Annotated in this window: 13 protein-coding genes and 1 tRNA gene; 4 read left to right on the plus strand and 10 right to left on the minus strand. The window is 68.9% G+C overall.

What is annotated here, in order from left to right; all coding sequences use genetic code 11:
• Both EST54_RS29470 and pyk read left to right on the plus strand, forming a co-directional pair.
• Positions 1-679: SIMPL domain-containing protein (locus tag EST54_RS29470; protein ID WP_129250760.1), on the plus strand; the 679-nt coding region annotated here is incomplete at its 5' end.
• A gap of 145 nt (positions 680-824) precedes the next feature.
• The gene (pyk, locus tag EST54_RS29475; RefSeq protein ID WP_129250761.1) at positions 825-2,261 is read left to right on the plus strand and encodes a pyruvate kinase; all 1,437 of its coding nucleotides are present in this window, start codon (positions 825-827) and stop codon (positions 2,259-2,261) included.
• Positions 2,262-2,314: 53 nt separating this feature from the next.
• On the opposite strand, the gene EST54_RS29480 is transcribed toward pyk, so the two are convergent.
• Together EST54_RS29480 and EST54_RS29485 are read right to left on the minus strand one after the other, a co-directional pair.
• A complete protein-coding gene (locus EST54_RS29480) occupies positions 2,315-3,103 on the minus strand; it encodes a helix-turn-helix domain-containing protein (RefSeq protein ID WP_129250762.1) in 789 nt (262 codons plus the stop codon).
• An 84-nt stretch (positions 3,104-3,187) separates the two neighbouring features.
• Positions 3,188-3,270 (minus strand) — tRNA-Leu (locus tag EST54_RS29485).
• Between the two features lie 87 nt (positions 3,271-3,357).
• On the opposite strand from EST54_RS29485, the gene EST54_RS29490 reads away from it, so the two are divergent.
• Positions 3,358-4,014, plus strand: coding sequence for an ANTAR domain-containing response regulator (locus EST54_RS29490; protein ID WP_129250763.1), 657 nt, complete (start codon positions 3,358-3,360; stop codon positions 4,012-4,014).
• Here the strand turns inward: EST54_RS29490 and EST54_RS29495 are convergent.
• Complete coding sequence (locus EST54_RS29495; protein WP_161989332.1) at positions 4,011-4,979, minus strand: adenosine deaminase family protein; 969 nt, start codon at positions 4,977-4,979, stop codon at positions 4,011-4,013. The genes EST54_RS29490 and EST54_RS29495 overlap by 4 nt on opposite strands.
• A gap of 563 nt (positions 4,980-5,542) precedes the next feature.
• Between EST54_RS29495 and EST54_RS29500 the strand changes: the two genes are divergently transcribed.
• Positions 5,543-6,601, plus strand: coding sequence for a hypothetical protein (locus EST54_RS29500; RefSeq protein ID WP_129250765.1), 1,059 nt, complete (start codon positions 5,543-5,545; stop codon positions 6,599-6,601).
• Between the two features lie 148 nt (positions 6,602-6,749).
• Here the strand turns inward: EST54_RS29500 and EST54_RS29505 are convergent, their stop codons facing one another.
• From EST54_RS29505 to EST54_RS29535, 7 genes are all read right to left on the minus strand, one after another.
• Positions 6,750-7,466 (minus strand): ABC transporter ATP-binding protein, encoded by a 717-nt coding sequence (locus EST54_RS29505; protein ID WP_129250766.1) that lies wholly within the window; start codon positions 7,464-7,466, stop codon positions 6,750-6,752.
• Positions 7,463-8,419, minus strand: a complete 957-nt coding sequence (locus EST54_RS29510; RefSeq protein ID WP_129250767.1) for an ABC transporter ATP-binding protein — start codon at positions 8,417-8,419, stop codon at positions 7,463-7,465. The genes EST54_RS29505 and EST54_RS29510 overlap by 4 nt, the downstream gene beginning before the upstream one ends.
• A gap of 5 nt (positions 8,420-8,424) precedes the next feature.
• The gene (locus tag EST54_RS29515) at positions 8,425-10,221 is read right to left on the minus strand and encodes a branched-chain amino acid ABC transporter permease (RefSeq protein WP_129250768.1); all 1,797 of its coding nucleotides are present in this window, start codon (positions 10,219-10,221) and stop codon (positions 8,425-8,427) included.
• Between the two features lie 5 nt (positions 10,222-10,226).
• Positions 10,227-11,156 (minus strand): branched-chain amino acid ABC transporter permease, encoded by a 930-nt coding sequence (locus tag EST54_RS29520; protein ID WP_129250769.1) that lies wholly within the window; start codon positions 11,154-11,156, stop codon positions 10,227-10,229.
• A 119-nt stretch (positions 11,157-11,275) separates the two neighbouring features.
• Positions 11,276-12,496, minus strand: a complete 1,221-nt coding sequence (locus EST54_RS29525) for a branched-chain amino acid ABC transporter substrate-binding protein (RefSeq protein WP_129250772.1) — start codon at positions 12,494-12,496, stop codon at positions 11,276-11,278.
• Positions 12,497-12,980: 484 nt separating this feature from the next.
• Positions 12,981-13,454: a PaaI family thioesterase gene (locus EST54_RS29530; RefSeq protein WP_129250770.1), complete on the minus strand. Its 474-nt coding sequence runs from the start codon at positions 13,452-13,454 to the stop codon at positions 12,981-12,983.
• A gap of 166 nt (positions 13,455-13,620) precedes the next feature.
• The gene (locus tag EST54_RS29535) at positions 13,621-15,921 is read right to left on the minus strand and encodes an FdhF/YdeP family oxidoreductase (protein WP_129250771.1); all 2,301 of its coding nucleotides are present in this window, start codon (positions 15,919-15,921) and stop codon (positions 13,621-13,623) included.
• Positions 15,922-16,078: the final 157 nt, after the last annotated feature.

Here is a 16,078-nt window from a genome sequence, read left to right on the forward strand (position 1 = left end):
CGCCCTCCCCTACGGCACCCCCGACACGCCCCGCCTCGCCGTACGCGGCGAAGCCCGCCTCGAAGCCGACCCCGAAATCGCCCGCATCGCCGTCACCGTCAGCGCCCGCGGCACCGACCGCGGCGCCGCCCTCACCGACCTCACCCGCCGCAACGAACAAGCCCTCACCCTCATCAAGACCTACGGCGACGCCATCGAAAAGCTCGAAACCGGCACCTTCAGCCTCACCCCGCAGCTCACCGACAAGGGCCGCCACGAACGCATCCGCGCCTACCACGGACGCGTCACCCACACCGCCACCCTCAACGACTTCACCACCCTCGGCGAACTCACCACCCGCCTCGCCGACCTCGACCTCACCCGTGTCGACGGCCCCTGGTGGGCGCTGCGCCCCGACTCGCCCGCCCACCGCGCCGCCCGCACCCAGGCCGTCCACGAGGCCGTCCAGCGCGCCCGCGAATACGCCGAGGCCGTCGGCGCCCGCCTCGATGCCCTCCTCGAAATCGCCGACCTCGGCGCCGAGAATGCCGCCCCCACGGCCGCCCCCGCCATGCGCGCCGTCGCCGGCTACGGCGGCGCCACCCAGGAATCCGCCCCCGCCCTCGACCTCGAACCCCAGCGTCAGACGGTGTACGCCCACGTCAACGCACGCTTTACGATGACCCGTCCCGCACTCTGAGACCACCCCGCGCGAGGGCGGTATTCCGCTCATCGGAGCGGGGTCGCGCGCATTCCAAGACTTGTCAACAGCCTTTCATCGAGCCCTCGTTGAGCAGTCACTTTCCTACCGTTCCCTACCGCCCGGTAAGTCATAGAGTCGAACCATGCGCCGAGCAAAGATCGTCTGCACACTGGGCCCCGCCACCGACTCGTACGAGCAGATCAAAGCCCTCGTCGACGCCGGAATGGACATCGCCCGCTGCAACCTCAGCCACGGCACCTACGCCGACCACGAAACGCGCGTCGACCGGGTCCGCAAGGCCGCCGAGGAATCCGGCCGCAGCGTCGGCATCCTCGCCGACCTTCAAGGCCCGAAGATTCGACTCGGCCGATTCCGCGAAGGCCCTGTACTTCTTGAACGCGACGACGAATTCACGATCACCGTCGAACCCGCCGTCGAAGGCGACCGCCATATCTGCGGCACCACCTACGACGGCCTCGCCACCGACGTCACCACCGGCGAACGCATCCTCGTCGACGACGGCAAGGTCACCCTCGAAGTCATCGGCGTCGACGGATCCCACGTCCGCACCAAGGTCATCGAAGGCGGCATGGTCTCCGACCACAAAGGCCTGAACCTCCCCGGCGTCGCCGTCTCCGTCCCCGCCCTCTCCGAAAAGGACCAGGACGACCTCCGCTGGGCCCTGCGCTACGGCGCCGACATCATCGCCCTCTCCTTCGTCCGCAGCGGCCGCGACATCCAGGACGTGCACCGCATCATGCGCGAGGAGAACCGCACCCTGCCGGTCATCGCCAAGGTCGAAAAGCCCCAGGCCGTCGACAACATCGACGACATCGTCGCCGCCTTCGACGGCATCATGGTCGCCCGCGGCGACCTCGGCGTCGAAATGCCCCTCGAAACCGTCCCGATCGTCCAGAAGCGCGCCATCAAGCTCGCCAAGCGCAACGCCAAACCGGTCATCGTCGCCACCCAGATGCTGGACTCGATGATCGACAACTCCCGCCCCACCCGCGCCGAGGCCTCCGACGTCGCCAACGCCGTCATCGACGGCACCGACGCCGTGATGCTCTCCGGCGAGACCAGCGTCGGTAAATACCCCACCGAAACCGTCCGCACCATGAGCCGCATCGTCGAAGCCGCCGAGGAAGACATCCTCGCCAAGGGCCTCCCGCCGCTCACCGAAACCAGCAAGCCCCGCACCCAGGGCGGGGCCGTCGCCCGCGCCGCCGCCGAAATGGGCGACTTCCTCGGCGCCAAGTTCCTCGTCGCCTTCACCCAGTCCGGCGACACCGTCCGCCGCCTCTCCCGCTACCGCTCGCCCATCCCCCTGCTGGCCTTCACCCCCGACCCGGCCACCCGCGCCCAGCTCAACGTCAGCTGGGGCGTGGAGACCTTCCTCGGCCCGACGGTCAACTCCACCGACGAGATGGTCGCCCAGGTCGACGAGCACCTCCTCGCCCTCGGCCGCTGCCAGAAGGGCGACGTCGTCATCATCACCGCCGGCTCCCCGCCCGGCGTCCCCGGCTCCACCAACCTCGTCCGCGTCCACCACATCGGCGAGGACGACTCCCCGAAGTAGCCCCACCCCCGCACCACGCTCCCCCTGGGCCGAGGTCCTGACTGCCGTCTCCGTCAGTACTTCGGCCCGATGTGTCGGTCCATGAGGGCGACGGAAGCCTTGCGGGCTACGGAGATGTTGAACGGGTCGCCGCCGCGGGCGAGGACGGTCCATTCGACGCCGACCTTGGTGAGAGTGTCCGAGAAGAGCCTGCGGATGTCGTCGGACTTGTTGGTGAAGAAGTACCGCGGGTATTCGTAGCGCTTGCGCTCACCGCCGACCATGCGCGTCGTCCAGTTGGTGATCCGGCAGCCGTCGGAGTGGATCAGGCCGCGCAGGAACTCCCAGGGGTGTTCGTCCACGATCTGCTGCTGCCACGGTTCGAGCACGATCGGCCGCTCGTGCTTCTTGCCCTTGCCGTGCTGCGGAAACAAGCACCATAAGTGCATCGAGTAGATCTTCACGTTGTGGCAGCCGGTTCTGCTGACGCGGCACACGGAGTTGTCCGGAAAGACTGCGCGCATTGCGGTTTCGCAGGCGTCCATCAGGCCGGGCCAGTCGTCGCCGCACGTGATCATGAGGCTTGGCACGCGGTGCGACGAGTACTGGATGATGTGGCCGTCGCCGAGATAGAGGGCCAAGAGGTAGGTGTATGCCGCCGCGTCGAGGTCGCGTCCGTCGCAGCGTGGGCATCTGGGGTGGTGGGAGCCCGGGCACTCTCCGCGTTCGGCGCGGTCCAAGTGTCGCCAATAGCCGACGGTGCCGAGGGGGATGCCCAACGCGCGGGCCACGTCCGCGTTCCTTGCCCCAGCGCGGAGCTGGGCGATTGCCTTGTGCCGCACGTCTGTGCCGTGGAAGTTCATGACATCACTGTGCGTGACGAATCGCGAGTGCGGGGTGAAAATGCGTGCGAACCATGCGAAGGTGAAGTTCCGCTTGTTCAAGAGTGCCCGGTGTGGGATTCGAACCCACATGCCCGAAGGCACGGCTGTTTGAGAGCCGCGTGTCTGACCAGTTCCACCAACCGGGCCGGCTGCAGAGACACACTACCGTGTGCATCACGATGACCGCCTCTAGGTAGGCTGCAATGGCACCACCTGCCTGAACGAGGAGTCCCGTGAGCGCCGCCGAGCCCGAGCAGCCCGTCGCCGATGACGATCAGTCGCACGTCCCGCCGCTGACCACGCGCGTCGTGATCGCAGAGGACGAGGCCCTCATCCGTCTCGATCTCAAAGAGATGCTGGAGGAGGAGGGCTACACCGTCGTGGGCGAGGCCGGGGACGGTCAGACCGCCGTGGAGCTGGCCCGGGAGCACCGCCCCGATCTGGTGATCCTGGACGTGAAGATGCCGGTCCTGGACGGGATCTCGGCGGCCGAGGTGATCTGCGAGGAGAGCATCGCGCCGGTGCTGATGCTGACCGCGTTCTCGCAGCGTGAGCTGGTGGAGCGGGCGCGGGACGCCGGGGCGATGGCGTATCTGGTGAAGCCGTTCTCGAAGACCGATGTGGTTCCGGCGATCGAGATGGCGGTGAGCCGGTTCACCGAGTTGAAGACGCTGGAGAAGGAGGTCGAGGACCTCACCCAGCGGCTGGAGACCCGCAAGCTGGTGGACCGGGCCAAGAGCATTCTGCAGACGCAGTACGGGCTGACGGAGCCGGCGGCGTTCCGGTGGATCCAGAAGACGTCGATGGATCGCCGGCTGTCGATGCAGCAGGTGGCCGAGGCGGTCATCGAGGATGCCGAGGAGAAGAAGCAGCAGAAGAAGGACGACTAGCTGCGCGGAGTGTGTGAGCGGCTGTCGATCTCGTCGAGGATGCTCGTGCGGCGGGGTTCGTCGAGCAGCGCGGCTCGGGCGGCCTGTCGGGCCAGCGCGCGCAGGGCTTCGGCGGACTGGCCGCAGTGCTCAGCGGCCATGAGGTATTCGCTCGTCAGGGTGGTGCGGAACAGCGCCGGGTCGTCGGCGCAGAGCGCCACGGGGACGCCGGCCGCGAGGAACGTCTCCAGTGGATGCTGTCGTGGTCCGGGCACCGCGCCGATCATGACCTCGGAGGTGGGGGACATTTCGACCGTCACCTGGCGGTCCGCGAGGCGCCGCAGCGTATCGGGGTCCCGCGCGGCGCTGGTGGCGTGCCCGATGCGTACGGCCCCGTGGTGCAGTGCGACGTCGATCTGGTGCGTCGTTCCGGGGAAGGTGCCTGCGTGCGGTACCAGGGCCAGCCCGGCTGACGCCGCCTGGCGGAACTGCTGCGCGTAGCGCTCCGGCCCGGATTCGTCCCCGCTCAGACCCACCGCCCGTAGTGCCTGCGGGGGGTCGTCGAGGGCCGCGTCGACGACGTGGTCGGCGGCCTGCAGACCGGCGGCTCCGTCGAACTCGTAGATCCATGCCAGGGACACTCCCTGGACGGCGGCGTCGGCCGCGGCCTGGTCGAGTGCGTCCGCCAGTCGGCGTGCCCCGATCCGTGCGAGGGTTGCCCGGCCGACGCGGACCTCGGCGTGTACGACGTGATCGGCGGCCCAGGCGTCCACCATGGCTGCCAGCGCCTCGTGGACCCTGTCGGGGGTGTCCACCAGCTGTTCGACGCGGCCGTATTGGGACAGGAACCCGGTGAAATCGCGAAACGCGTACGACGGGTTGTCCGTTCCGAGCCAGCCGCGCACCACCGGCTCGGGTACGGAGCCGGCCAGGTGGGCGTGCAATTCGCATTTCGGCAGGCGCGCCGCGAAGGCGTGCAGGTCCATGGTTCCTTTCCGTCTCTTCGGCGTCCTGTTCGCATCCGGCGAGGTGCTGAGTTCCGTGGTCAATGACGTCGGCCCGGGAGCCTGGTGGAGAGCGTAGGTGGTGGCGAGGGCGTGGTGGATGCACCACGCGGCGGGTCGGCACGCTGAGGTCCGTGCAGCATCCCGGTGTGTCCTTGCGCGGAGGCTTGCGGAATTCTGCGGAAGTTGCCGATAAGTCCGTGGAACCATGTCGGAGCGGCTTCCCTCTCCACTTGTGTCGAGAGGAGGAAATTCCCGGGCTGGAACCTCTTCCAGGAGCAGCAATTCCGCACCCTGTCACCGATGTCACCCGCCTGAATTCCGGCGGGCAAGGCGTGAGCTATCGCCCTCTTGGGGTCTTTCCTGGCTGGTTCCGTTGCTGGTGTTCCGAGGCGCCCCGGCGTCTTTTCGGACGCCTTCGTAGATGTCGCGGTAAGGCCATGCCGTGCGGCGTCACCTCTTCAGGACGTAAGGGAGATACTACCGTGACGAATTCAGTTGCTTCCCCGCGCCGGGTGTCCAGACGAGCGGCGAGGAGTGCCACTGTGCTGGTCGCGGCCATTCTGGGTGCGGCGCCCCTGGTGGGTACCGTGTCACCGGCGGTGGCCGCCGACCCCCCGGAGCAGGTCGACAACTCAAAGGTCTACAAGACGGAGGCCGCCATCGTCGAGGCGATGGAGAAGTGGGCGCCCGTCAAGTCCTCGGAAAGCGTGATGGGTTACCCGATGGGTATCGACCAGGACGCGAAGGGCAATATCAAGTCCGTCGCTCTGGGGACCGTTCAGGACCAGTACGACGTTGCGACGGCGCTCAAGGATGCCAAGCAGGCGGCGCAGGACTACGCGGACGGCATGGTCATCGACAAGGATGGCAAAAAGGTCCCCAGGGTGGATGGTACGAAGCCTCCCCGGTTCAATGCGGATGCCGCCCGGCAGATAGCGGATTCGTCGATCACCGATCCTGAGACCACCCAGAGCACCAGCGACAACAACATCGCGCAGGCGATGAGCGAAACGAACTCCGCCAAGTCGTACTGCAATGGCAGTTACCACTATGAGGGCGCGCCGCAGAATACCGCCAAGGCGAATCCGTGCATCTTCGTCGGAAAGCTCGATCCGACGTCCGGCTCCAAGTATCCCAAGGTGGATGGTGGGAGCGGCATCGCGGGCGGGGGGAAGAAGACGTATACGGTCGGGGGGCAGGTCACCGAGGAGAACAGTTCGACCTCGGGCTGGTCGGTGGGCGGCAAGTTCACACCCAAGCTCACCAGCACTCCCGCCGATGGGGGAACGGGAGGAGAGGGCGCGGGTGAGCTCAGCTTCACCTACAGCTACTCCTCGACGTCCCTCAACCGGCAGATGACCTCGCAGGAGGACAAGACCGAGGTCGAGTTCCCCGCCGGCGCGAAGGGGAGTCTGCAAGGCAGGCGCGACGGCGCCTACTACATCGGCTACCTCTTCGTCGACTATCAGGGGACCGAGAAGGCGCCCGGCACTCCGGAGAAGGAGCATCTGAAGGCCATACCCGCCCGGGTCTACGTCCAGTCCGCCGAGACCAGCACCCCGGTCACCTACTTCAAGTACCAGGAGACCGCACCGCAGTAGTAGCCCGGCCCGGCGCCTCCCGCCCGACAGCGCGGACCGTCAGGCGCGTGCGGCCGGCGCGAGGGGGGTCTCGCCACTGGCTCGTTCAGCACGTCGCCCCGCCGAACCGAGGTTCGACGGGGCGACGTGCTCGCGTGGTGGTGTGCGGTCAGTCCTCGCCGAGGTAGGCCTTGCGGACGGATTCGTCGTGGAGGAGGGAGGCGCCGCTGCCGGAGAGGACGATGCGGCCGATTTCCATGACGTGTCCCTGGTCGGCGAGGGAGAGCGCTGCTTGGGCGTTCTGTTCGACGAGGAGGATGGTGGTGCCTTGTGAACGGAGTTCGCGGATGGTTTCCATGATCTTCTGCATCATGATCGGGGAGAGGCCCATGGAGGGTTCGTCGAGCATGAGGAGTTTGGGGCGCGACATCAGGGCGCGGCCCATGGCGAGCATCTGCTGTTCGCCGCCGGAGAGGGTGCCGGAGGCTTGTTTGCTGCGTTCGCCGAGGATGGGGAAGAGGTCGTAGACGCGTTTGATGTCGGCGTCGATGCCGGCGGTGTCCTTGCGGAGGAAGGCGCCGAGCTGGAGGTTTTCGGCGATGGTGAGGCGGGGGAAGAGGCGGCGGCCTTCGGGGGAGTGGGCGAGGCCGCGTTCGACGATCTTGTGGGCGGGGACGCCGTTGAGGGGTTCGCCGTCGAAGGTGATCTTTCCGGCGAGGGGCTTGAGGAGGCCGGAGAGGGTGCGCAGGGTGGTGGTTTTGCCGGCGCCGTTGGTGCCGATGAGGGTGACGGCCTCTCCTGCTTCGACGGAGAACGAGATGCCTTTGACGGCTTCGATCTTGCCGTAGGCGACGCGGAGGTCCTCGACTTCGAGCAGTGCGGTCATGGGGTGTCTCCGGTGGGTCCCTGGGCCGGCCGGTCTGCCGGGGGCGTGGCGTCGGGGGCGGTGTCCGCGGAGGGTGCGCCGCCTGGGTCCGGGGCGTCCGTGGTGGGTGGGGTTTCCGCGGTGGGTGCCGGGTCGGCCGCGTCGTCCGGGGTGGTGTTGTCGTCGACGGGTGCGCCCAGGTAGGCGGCGATGACGCGGTCGTCGGCCTGGACGACCTCCGCGGTGCCTTCGACGAGTTTCTGGCCCTGGACGAGGACGGCGACGCGGTCGCAGAGGTTGAAGATGAAGCGCATGTCGTGCTCGATGACGAGGACGGCGGTGCCCTGGGCGCGGATGGCGAGGACGAGGTCCTGGGTGGCGCGGGTTTCGTACGGGTTCATGCCGGCGGTGGGTTCGTCCAGCAGCAGGAGTCCTGGTTCGCTGGCGAGGGCGCGGGCGATTTCGAGCTTGCGTTGTTCGCCGTAGGGGAGGTTGCGGGCGAGGTGGTCGCGTTTGTGCGCGAGGCCGGTGAACTCCAGGAGTTCCATGGCGCGTTCTTCGCTGGTGCGTTCCGCCTTCTTGAAGCCGGGGCCGCGCAGCAGGGCCGACCAGAGGCCTTCCTTGGTGCGGGTGTGGCGTCCGACGAGGACGTTTTCGAGGACGGTCATGTTGGCGAAGAGGCGGATGTTCTGGAAGGTGCGGGCGACGCCGGCCTGGGTGACGAGGTGGGGTTTGCGGGAGAGTCGGGTGCCCCGGTAGCTGACGGTGCCTTCGGTGGGCACGTACAGGCCGGTGAGGCAGTTGAAGAAGGTGGTTTTGCCGGCGCCGTTGGGGCCTATGAGGCCGACGATTTCGCCGCTGCCGACGGTGAGGTCGACGCCGCGTACGGCGGTGAGTCCGCCGAAGCGCATGGTGACGCCGTCGGCCTTGAGGACGGTGTCGGTGGCGGGTGCGAGGCTGGGTGCTGTGGTCATGGTCCTCACGCCTTTGCCTTGGTGACGCCGAGGGTGGCGTCGGTGTCGGGGAGGCGCTGGTCGGGCACGTCGAGCTGGCCGGTTTCGTGGAATTCCAGCTGCTTGCGGCGGTCGGGGATGAGGCCTTCGGGCCGGAAGCGCATGAGGAGGACGAGCGCGATGCCGAAGAGCAGGAGTTGGTAGTCCTGGACGAAGTCGAGTTTGGCCGGGATGAGGAAGAGGAGGGCGGCGCCGACGAGGGGTCCGCTGAGGGTGCCCATGCCGCCGAGGATGACGGCGGCGAGGAGGAAGGCGGAGTTGGGGGGCTGCGGGCCGGCGAACTGGAACTGTTCGGGGGTGGCGGTGGTGACGACGTGGGCGTGGACGGTTCCGGCGAGTCCGGCCAGTGCCGCGCCGAGGGCGAAGGCGAGCAGGCGGAGGCGGAAGCTGTTGATGCCCATGGCGATGGCGGCGGTCTCGTCCTCGCGGATGGCGATCCAGGCGCGGCCGATGCGGGAGGCGGCGGCGCGGCGGAAGACGAGGACGACGAACGCGGTCACGAGGATCATCAGCAGGTAGTAGTTGCCGTAGGTGGCGACGGGGATGCCGAGGATCTCGTGGGGTTCACCGAAGTTGAAGCCGAAGATTTCGAGGTTGGGGATGTTGGGGATGCCCATGGCGCCGTTGGTGATGTCAGGGCCGGTGGTGCCGTTGAGGTTGAGCATGGCGATGCGGAAGATCTCACCGAAGCCGAGCGTGACGATGGCGAGATAGTCGCCGCGCAGGCGGAGGGTGGGGGCGCCGATGAGGACGCCGAAGACGAGGGAGGCGGCGGCTCCGGTGAGGAGGGCGGCCCAGAAGGGGAAGTGGAGGCCGAGGGCGGATTCGGCGGAGCCGGAGACGAGGGCGGCGGCGTAGGCGCCGACGCCCAGGAAGGCGACGTATCCCAGGTCGAGGAGGCCGGCGAGGCCGACGACGACGTTGAGGCCCAGGGCGACGGTGGCGAAGATCAGGATGTTGGCCCCGATGATCGTGTACTGGTCGGTGTCCTGGGTGAAGGGGAAGCTGGCGGCGGAGAGGAAGGCCGCGCAGAGGGCCACGCCGCGGTGGTTGCGGGTCAGTGCCGTCAGGCGCGCGATGAGTCCGGCCCGGTTGAGGGCGGGGACGGCGAGCACCATGAAGAGCAGGTAGCCGACGAAGGGGGCGCCGTCGTCGGTGTCGATGCCGTAGGTGAAGGCGAGCAGGCCGGCGGCGAAGGCGGCGGCGATGATCAGGATCTCGGCCCAGGAGGGGAGTTCGCGGGTGCGGCGCCGTACGGGGGAGGCGGCGAGGACCGCGGTGAAGCGCTGCCATCCGCCGGCCGGTGCGGTGTCGCCGGGGGTGTCCGGGGGGAGGGCGAGCGCGCCGAGGAGGGTGATCAGGGAGGCGACGGCGGCGAGGAGGCCGCCGGGTTCGAGGTTGATCAGGCCGCCGAGCTGGACGGCGATGGAGATCAGGGTGAACCACGTCGCGGCGAAGGTGGCCAGGGCGGCGAGGAGGGTGGGGGCGTTGCGTCCTGCGGGGGTGAGCCATTGCAGTCCGCGGACGCCGAGTGCCGAGGCGGCGAGGAGGAGGGTGAGGAGGCCGCCGACGAGGGTGACGAGCTGGAGGCCGGCGGGGGAGAAGTTGTAGGTGAGGTCGCCGGGGAAGTCGCTGCTCCAGGTCCAGGCGAGGCCGGTGGAGAGGGCGGTGACGAGGGCGCCCGCGGCGGTGGTGAGCCGGGCGGTGCGTTCGGGGAGGGGGAGCAGGCCGCGCGCGGGGGTTGTGGTGGTGTCAGTGGTCATCACTATCACGCCCGATCCGCGACACGTTCGCCCAGGAGGCCCTGTGGTCTCAGCAGGAGTACGAGGATGAGGAGGACGAACGCCCAGACGTCCTTCCAGGCTCCGCCGCCGAATTGCTCCATGCCCGGTATCTCTTCGATGTAGGCGGTGGCGAGGGCTTCGGCGATGCCGAGGACGACGCCGCCGAGCATGGCGCCGTAGATGTTGCCGATGCCGCCGAGCACGGCGGCGGTGAAGGCCTTGAGGCCCATGATGAAGCCCATGCGGAATTGGACCTCGCCGGTGCGCAGTCCGTAGGCGACGGCGGCGACGCCGGCGAAGGCGGCGCCGATGGCGAAGGCGAGGACGATGATGCGGTCCGTGTTGATGCCCATGAGCTTGGCGGTGTCGGGGTCCTGCGCGGTGGCCTGCATGGCGCGGCCGCTGCGGGTTTTGGCGACGAAGAAGCCGAGGGCGATCATGCAGGCGGGTGCGGCGATGAGGACGAAGATGTCGCCGCGCTGGACGGTGGCGCCCAGGATGTCGAAGGAGTGGCCCTTGAACTGGGGGAAGACGCGGGCCTGTTTGCCGTCGGGGTACCACTTCCAGACGGCCTGCTGGAGGGCGATGGACAGGCCGATGGCGGTGATGAGGGGGGCGAGTCGGGGGGCGCCGCGCAGCGGGCGGTAGGCGAATCGTTCCGCTGCGATGCCGACGAGGACGGATACGGTGATGCCGCCGAGGAGCATGATCGGCAGGGCGAGGGCGAGCGAGGTGCCGGCGGGGAGCGCGAGGAAGACGCTGAGCGCTCCGAAGCCGCCGACCATGAAGATCTCGCCGTGGGCGAAGTTGATGAGCTGGACGATTCCGTAGACCATCGTGTAGCCGATCGCGATGAGACCGTACATCGCGCCGAGGATGAGTCCGTTGGCCAGCTGTTGCGGCAGTTCACTCACCGCAGGGCCTCCGTTGCATGGGAGTTACGGGGTTCCGGGCTGCCCCGGTGTGCCGCGGGCCGCGCCAGGGGCGTGGTGCGTCCTGGCGCGGCCCGGGGTGTGGGTGGTGCTGCGGTCGGTCAGCTCTTGTCGAACTTCTTGAATTCGGCGCTGAAGCGGGAGGCCCAGGCTCCCTTGTCGACCTGGTAGGCCGTGATCATGGTGTTGGTGGTGTCGCCGTACTTGTCGAAGGCGACGCGGCCGGTGACACCGTCGAAGGTGACCTTGTTCATGGCGTCGACGACCTTCTTGCGGGCGTCGTCGGGGAGCTTGCCGCCGTTGGCGTCGACGACGCTCTTGACGGCCTGGATGATGGCCCAGGTGGAGTCGTAGGTGGAGCCGCCGTAGGCCTCGTAGGCCTCCTTGAAGCCGGCTGCCTTGTAGTCGGCGATGAACTTCTTGGCGGAGGGGAGCTCTTCGACGGGCTTGCCGACGGAGGAGGCGTAGTCGCCCTGGGCCTTCTTGTTCAGCTTGATGTAGTCGCCGCTGTACATGCCGTCGCCGCCCATGAGCGGGACGGTGACGCCGCCGTCCTTGAGCTGCTGGCTGAGGGGGCCGGAGGCGGGGTACTCGCCGCCGTAGAAGACCAGGTCGGGCTTGGCGGACTTGACCTTGGAGACGACGGCCTTGAAGTCACGGTCGTCGGGGCTGACGTGCTCGGTGCCGGCGACCTTGCCGCCGAGCTTGGTGAACTGGTCCTTGAAGGAGGAGGCCAGGCCGACGCCGTAGGTCTTCTGGTCGTCGATGATGTAGACCTTCTTGGCCTTCACCTTCTCCCAGGCGTACTGGCCGTCGAAGGCGCCCTGCACCTCGTCGGTGGTGGCGGTGCGGAAGTACGTGGGGAAGGGCCGGACCCGCTTGTTCTTCCGCCAGTCCGGGCCCTGCGTGAGGTCCGGGGTGGTGTTCGCCGGGGATATCAGGGTGAGGTTGTTCTGCTTGGAGACCTGCTGCATGGACTGGGCAACGCCGGAATTGAGCGGGCCGACGATGCCGAGGACGTCCTTGTCGCCGGCGAGTTTGGTGGTGTTCTGCTGGCCGACGTTGGGCAGGGCCTTGTCGTCGAGGGCTTCGAGCTTGAAGGTGACGCCCTTGACCTCGCCGGCCTTGTTGGCGTTGTTGATGGCGAGCTGGGCGGAATTGCGGATGCCCAGGCCCAGCGCGGAGAGCTCTCCGGTGGTGGGGGCGTCGAGGCCGATGACGACGGTTGTCTTGGAGCCGTCGCCGCTCTTGTTGTCGCCGCGCGAACCGCACGCGGAGAGGGTGAGGGCACCGGCGGTGACCGCGGTGGTGAGGATGAGCAAGGAACGGTGACGCACGATCAGTCCTTTCCCTGGCGGCCACAGCTGTCGCATGGCCGGTTCGCGCGCCGGGCTGTACGGGGTGAGGCAGGGTTCCGTGCTCGCAGCGCGCCCGGCGGCGCGGTGACTGGCGGTGACTCTAGAGCGGTGTTCGCCACACCGGCAGAGGCGCTGACCAGGATGTGACGCTCTTGTTATGACCTTCGATGAGCGTTATGCGGTTATGGTCCTTACACCGCAGGGCGAACGCGGCGTGGGGGATGAACGCGCACCTCCACGGGGGGATGGGGCGCGTGGTGACGGTCTGGCGTCCGGTATCCGGACGCGTCGGGCGCCCGGGCGCCGGGGCCCTTGACGGGCACGGGACTTGGCGGCGGCGCGGCCTCGCCCGCCCATTACTCAGCGTGACGAAAATGCGGGCGGCCCCGCTCCCGGAGGTCGGAAGCGGGGCCGCGGCGGCCGGCGACGGTGCGCCGGCCGGGGTGCGTCAGCTGCGGTAGGCGTCGCTGCCGGTCTCGCGCAACAGGCAGGTCAGACGGGCGGTGCAGACCCGCTTGTCCTGCTCGTCGGTGATGACGATCTCGTACGTGGCGGTCGAGCGGCCGCGGTGTACGGGGGTGGCGACGCCGGTGACCAGCCCGGAGCGCGTGCCGCGGTGGTGCGTGCAGTTCAGGTCGACGCCGACGGCGATCTTGGTGGGGCCGCCGTGCAGCATGGAGCCGACGGAGCCGAGGGTTTCGGCCAGCACGGCGGAGGCCCCGCCGTGCAGCAGGCCGTAGGGCTGGGTGTTGCCCTCGACGGGCATGGTGCCGACGACGCGCTCCGGGGCGGCCTCGGTGACCTGCACGCTCATCCGCTCGCCGAGGTGCCCGGCGGAGAAGAGCGCCGGGAGGTCGAGGCCGAGGCCGGCCCACTGGTCGAGGATCTCCTGCGGAAACTTGGTCGTGCTGTGCTCACCCATGCCTACGGCTCCGTTCGCTCGCCCTGATCGTCGTCGATCCGTGCCTGTTCCTATCAGGCCCCTGAGCAAGCGCTCAGCGCGGGGTCGTTTGTTCCCGCCGGCCGCGGCCCGCTGCGGTGAGGGCCTGCCCGATGGGCCAGGCCCACGGAGATCGGGGAGACACGCCCTAGTCCCCGCGGGCGCTCTCCAGGCGGATCACCACGGACTTGGCGGCCGGGGTGTTGCTGGTGTCGGCGGTGTGGTCGAGCGGGATGAGGACATTGGTCTCGGGGTAGTAGGCGGCCGCACACCCGCGGGCCGTCGGGTAGTGGACGACGCGGAAGCCGGCCGCGCGCCGCTCGCTGCCGTCGGTCCACTCGCTGACCAGGTCGGCGTACGCGCCGTCGGCCAGGCCCCGTTCGCGGGCGTCGTCGGGGTGGACGAGCACCACCCGCCGGCCGTTCTTGATGCCGCGGTAGCGGTCGCTGAGGCCGTAGATGGTGGTGTTGTACTGGTCGTGGGAGCGCAGCGTCTGCAACAGCAGCCGCCCTTCGGGCACGGCGGGGTACTCCACGGGCGCGGCGGTGAAGTTGGCCTTGCCGGTGGCGGTGGGGAAGCTGCGGCTGTCCCGGGGGGCGTGCGGAAGGGCGAAGCCTCCGGGGCGGGCGACCTTGGTGTTGAAGTCCTCGAAACCCGGGACGACTTGGGCGATCCGGTCGCGGATCGCCGCATAGTCCTGCGCGAACTCCTCCCAGGGGGTGCGGCTGCGCTCGCCCAGGACGCGGCGGGCCAGCCGGGCGACGATCGCGGTCTCGGACAGCAGATGGGAACTGGCGGGCTCCAGACGGCCGCGGGAGGCGTGCACCATGCCCATGGAGTCCTCGACGGTCACGAACTGCTCGGCGCTCTTCCCGTCCGGGCCGCGCCGCACATCGCGTTCCGTACGGCCCAGGGTCGGCAGGATCAGGGCGCGGGCGCCGGTGATCACGTGCGAGCGGTTGAGCTTCGTGGAGACATGGACGGTCAGCCGGGCGCGGCGCATGGCCGCCTCGGTGACGTCGGTGTCGGGGGTGGCGGAGACGAAGTTGCCGCCCATCGCGAAGAAGACCTTGGCCTGCCCGTCGCGCAGCGCGCGGATGGCGCGGACGACGTCGAGGCCGTGCTCACGGGGCGGCGCGAAGCCGAACTCCCTCTCCAGGGCGTCGAGGAAGGCGGGCGCGGGCCGTTCGAAGATGCCCATGGTGCGGTCGCCCTGGACGTTGCTGTGTCCGCGGACGGGGCACACGCCGGCCCCGGGGCGGCCGATGTTTCCGCGCAGCAGCAGGAAGTTGACGACTTCCCGGATGGTGGGGACGGAGTGCTTGTGCTGGGTCAGGCCCATCGCCCAGCACACGATGGTGCGCCGGGAGGCGAGGACCATCTCCCCCGCGCGGCCGATCTCTTCGCGGGTCAGGCCGGTGGCGGCGAGCGTCTCGTCCCCGTCGTCGTCGGCCCGTGCGGCCTGTGCGAACTCCTCGAAGCCGTGGGTGTGCGCACGGATGAAGTCCTCGTCGAGGGCGCCGTCGGTGTTCAGGATGAGGCGGTTGAGGGCCCGGAAGAGGGCCTGGTCGCCGCCGAGGCGTACCTGGAGGAAGAGATCGGTGAGCGCCGTGCCGCCGCCGGCCAGGCCGCGCGGGGTCTGCGGGTTCTTGAAGCGCTCCAGGCCGGCCTCGGGCAGCGGATTGATCGAGATGATCTTCGCGCCGCCGGCCTTGGCCTTCTCCAGGGCGGTGAGCATCCGCGGGTGGTTGGTGCCCGGGTTCTGCCCGGCGACGATGATCAGGTCGGCCTGGTAGAGGTCCTCCAGCAGCACGCTGCCCTTGCCGATGCCGAGGGTCTCGGTGAGCGCGGAGCCCGACGACTCATGGCACATGTTGGAGCAGTCGGGGAGGTTGTTGGTGCCGAATTCGCGGGCGAAGAGCTGGTAGAGGAAGGCGGCCTCGTTGCTGGTGCGGCCGGAGGTGTAGAAGACGGCCTCGTCGGGGGAGTCGAGGGCGGTGAGCTCCTCGCCGACGAGGTCGAAGGCCCGCTCCCAGGAGACCGGGACGTAGTGGTCGGCGCCCTCGGCCAGATACATGGGGTGGGTCAGGCGGCCCTGCTGGCCGAGCCAGTAGCCGCTGCGGTCGGCGAGGTCGGCGACGGAGTGGGCGGCGAAGAAGTCCGGGGTGACGCGGCGCAGGGTGGCTTCCTCGGCGACGGCCTTGGCGCCGTTCTCGCAGAATTCGGCGGTGTGCGGCTTGTCGGGCTCGGGCCAGGCACAGCCGGGGCAGTCGAAGCCGTCCTGCTGGTTGACGCGCAGCAGGGTCAGGGCGGTACGGCGCACGCCCATCTGCTGCTGGGAGATGCGCAGGGCGTGGGTGAGGGCCGGCAGGCCGACGGCCGAGTGCTGGGGCGCGCTGACCTCGGGTGCGTCCTGGACCGGGTCCGATGCGGGCGGTTTGCCTGCCATGGCGCTCTCCCTTGAGCCGTGAGCTGCTGAGTTGCCGGGCTGCTGCGCGGTCCGCCGGGTGCGGCGGACCGTTGCCGTGCGCGAGGAATCCTGTCACGGACCCGTGGCGTGGTGCAGGGGGTGGCAGCGGGGGCCGGCGGCGTACGGGGAGGTCGGG

This window comes from Streptomyces sioyaensis, from assembly GCF_004122735.1.
Classification (GTDB): domain Bacteria; phylum Actinomycetota; class Actinomycetes; order Streptomycetales; family Streptomycetaceae; genus Streptomyces; species Streptomyces sioyaensis.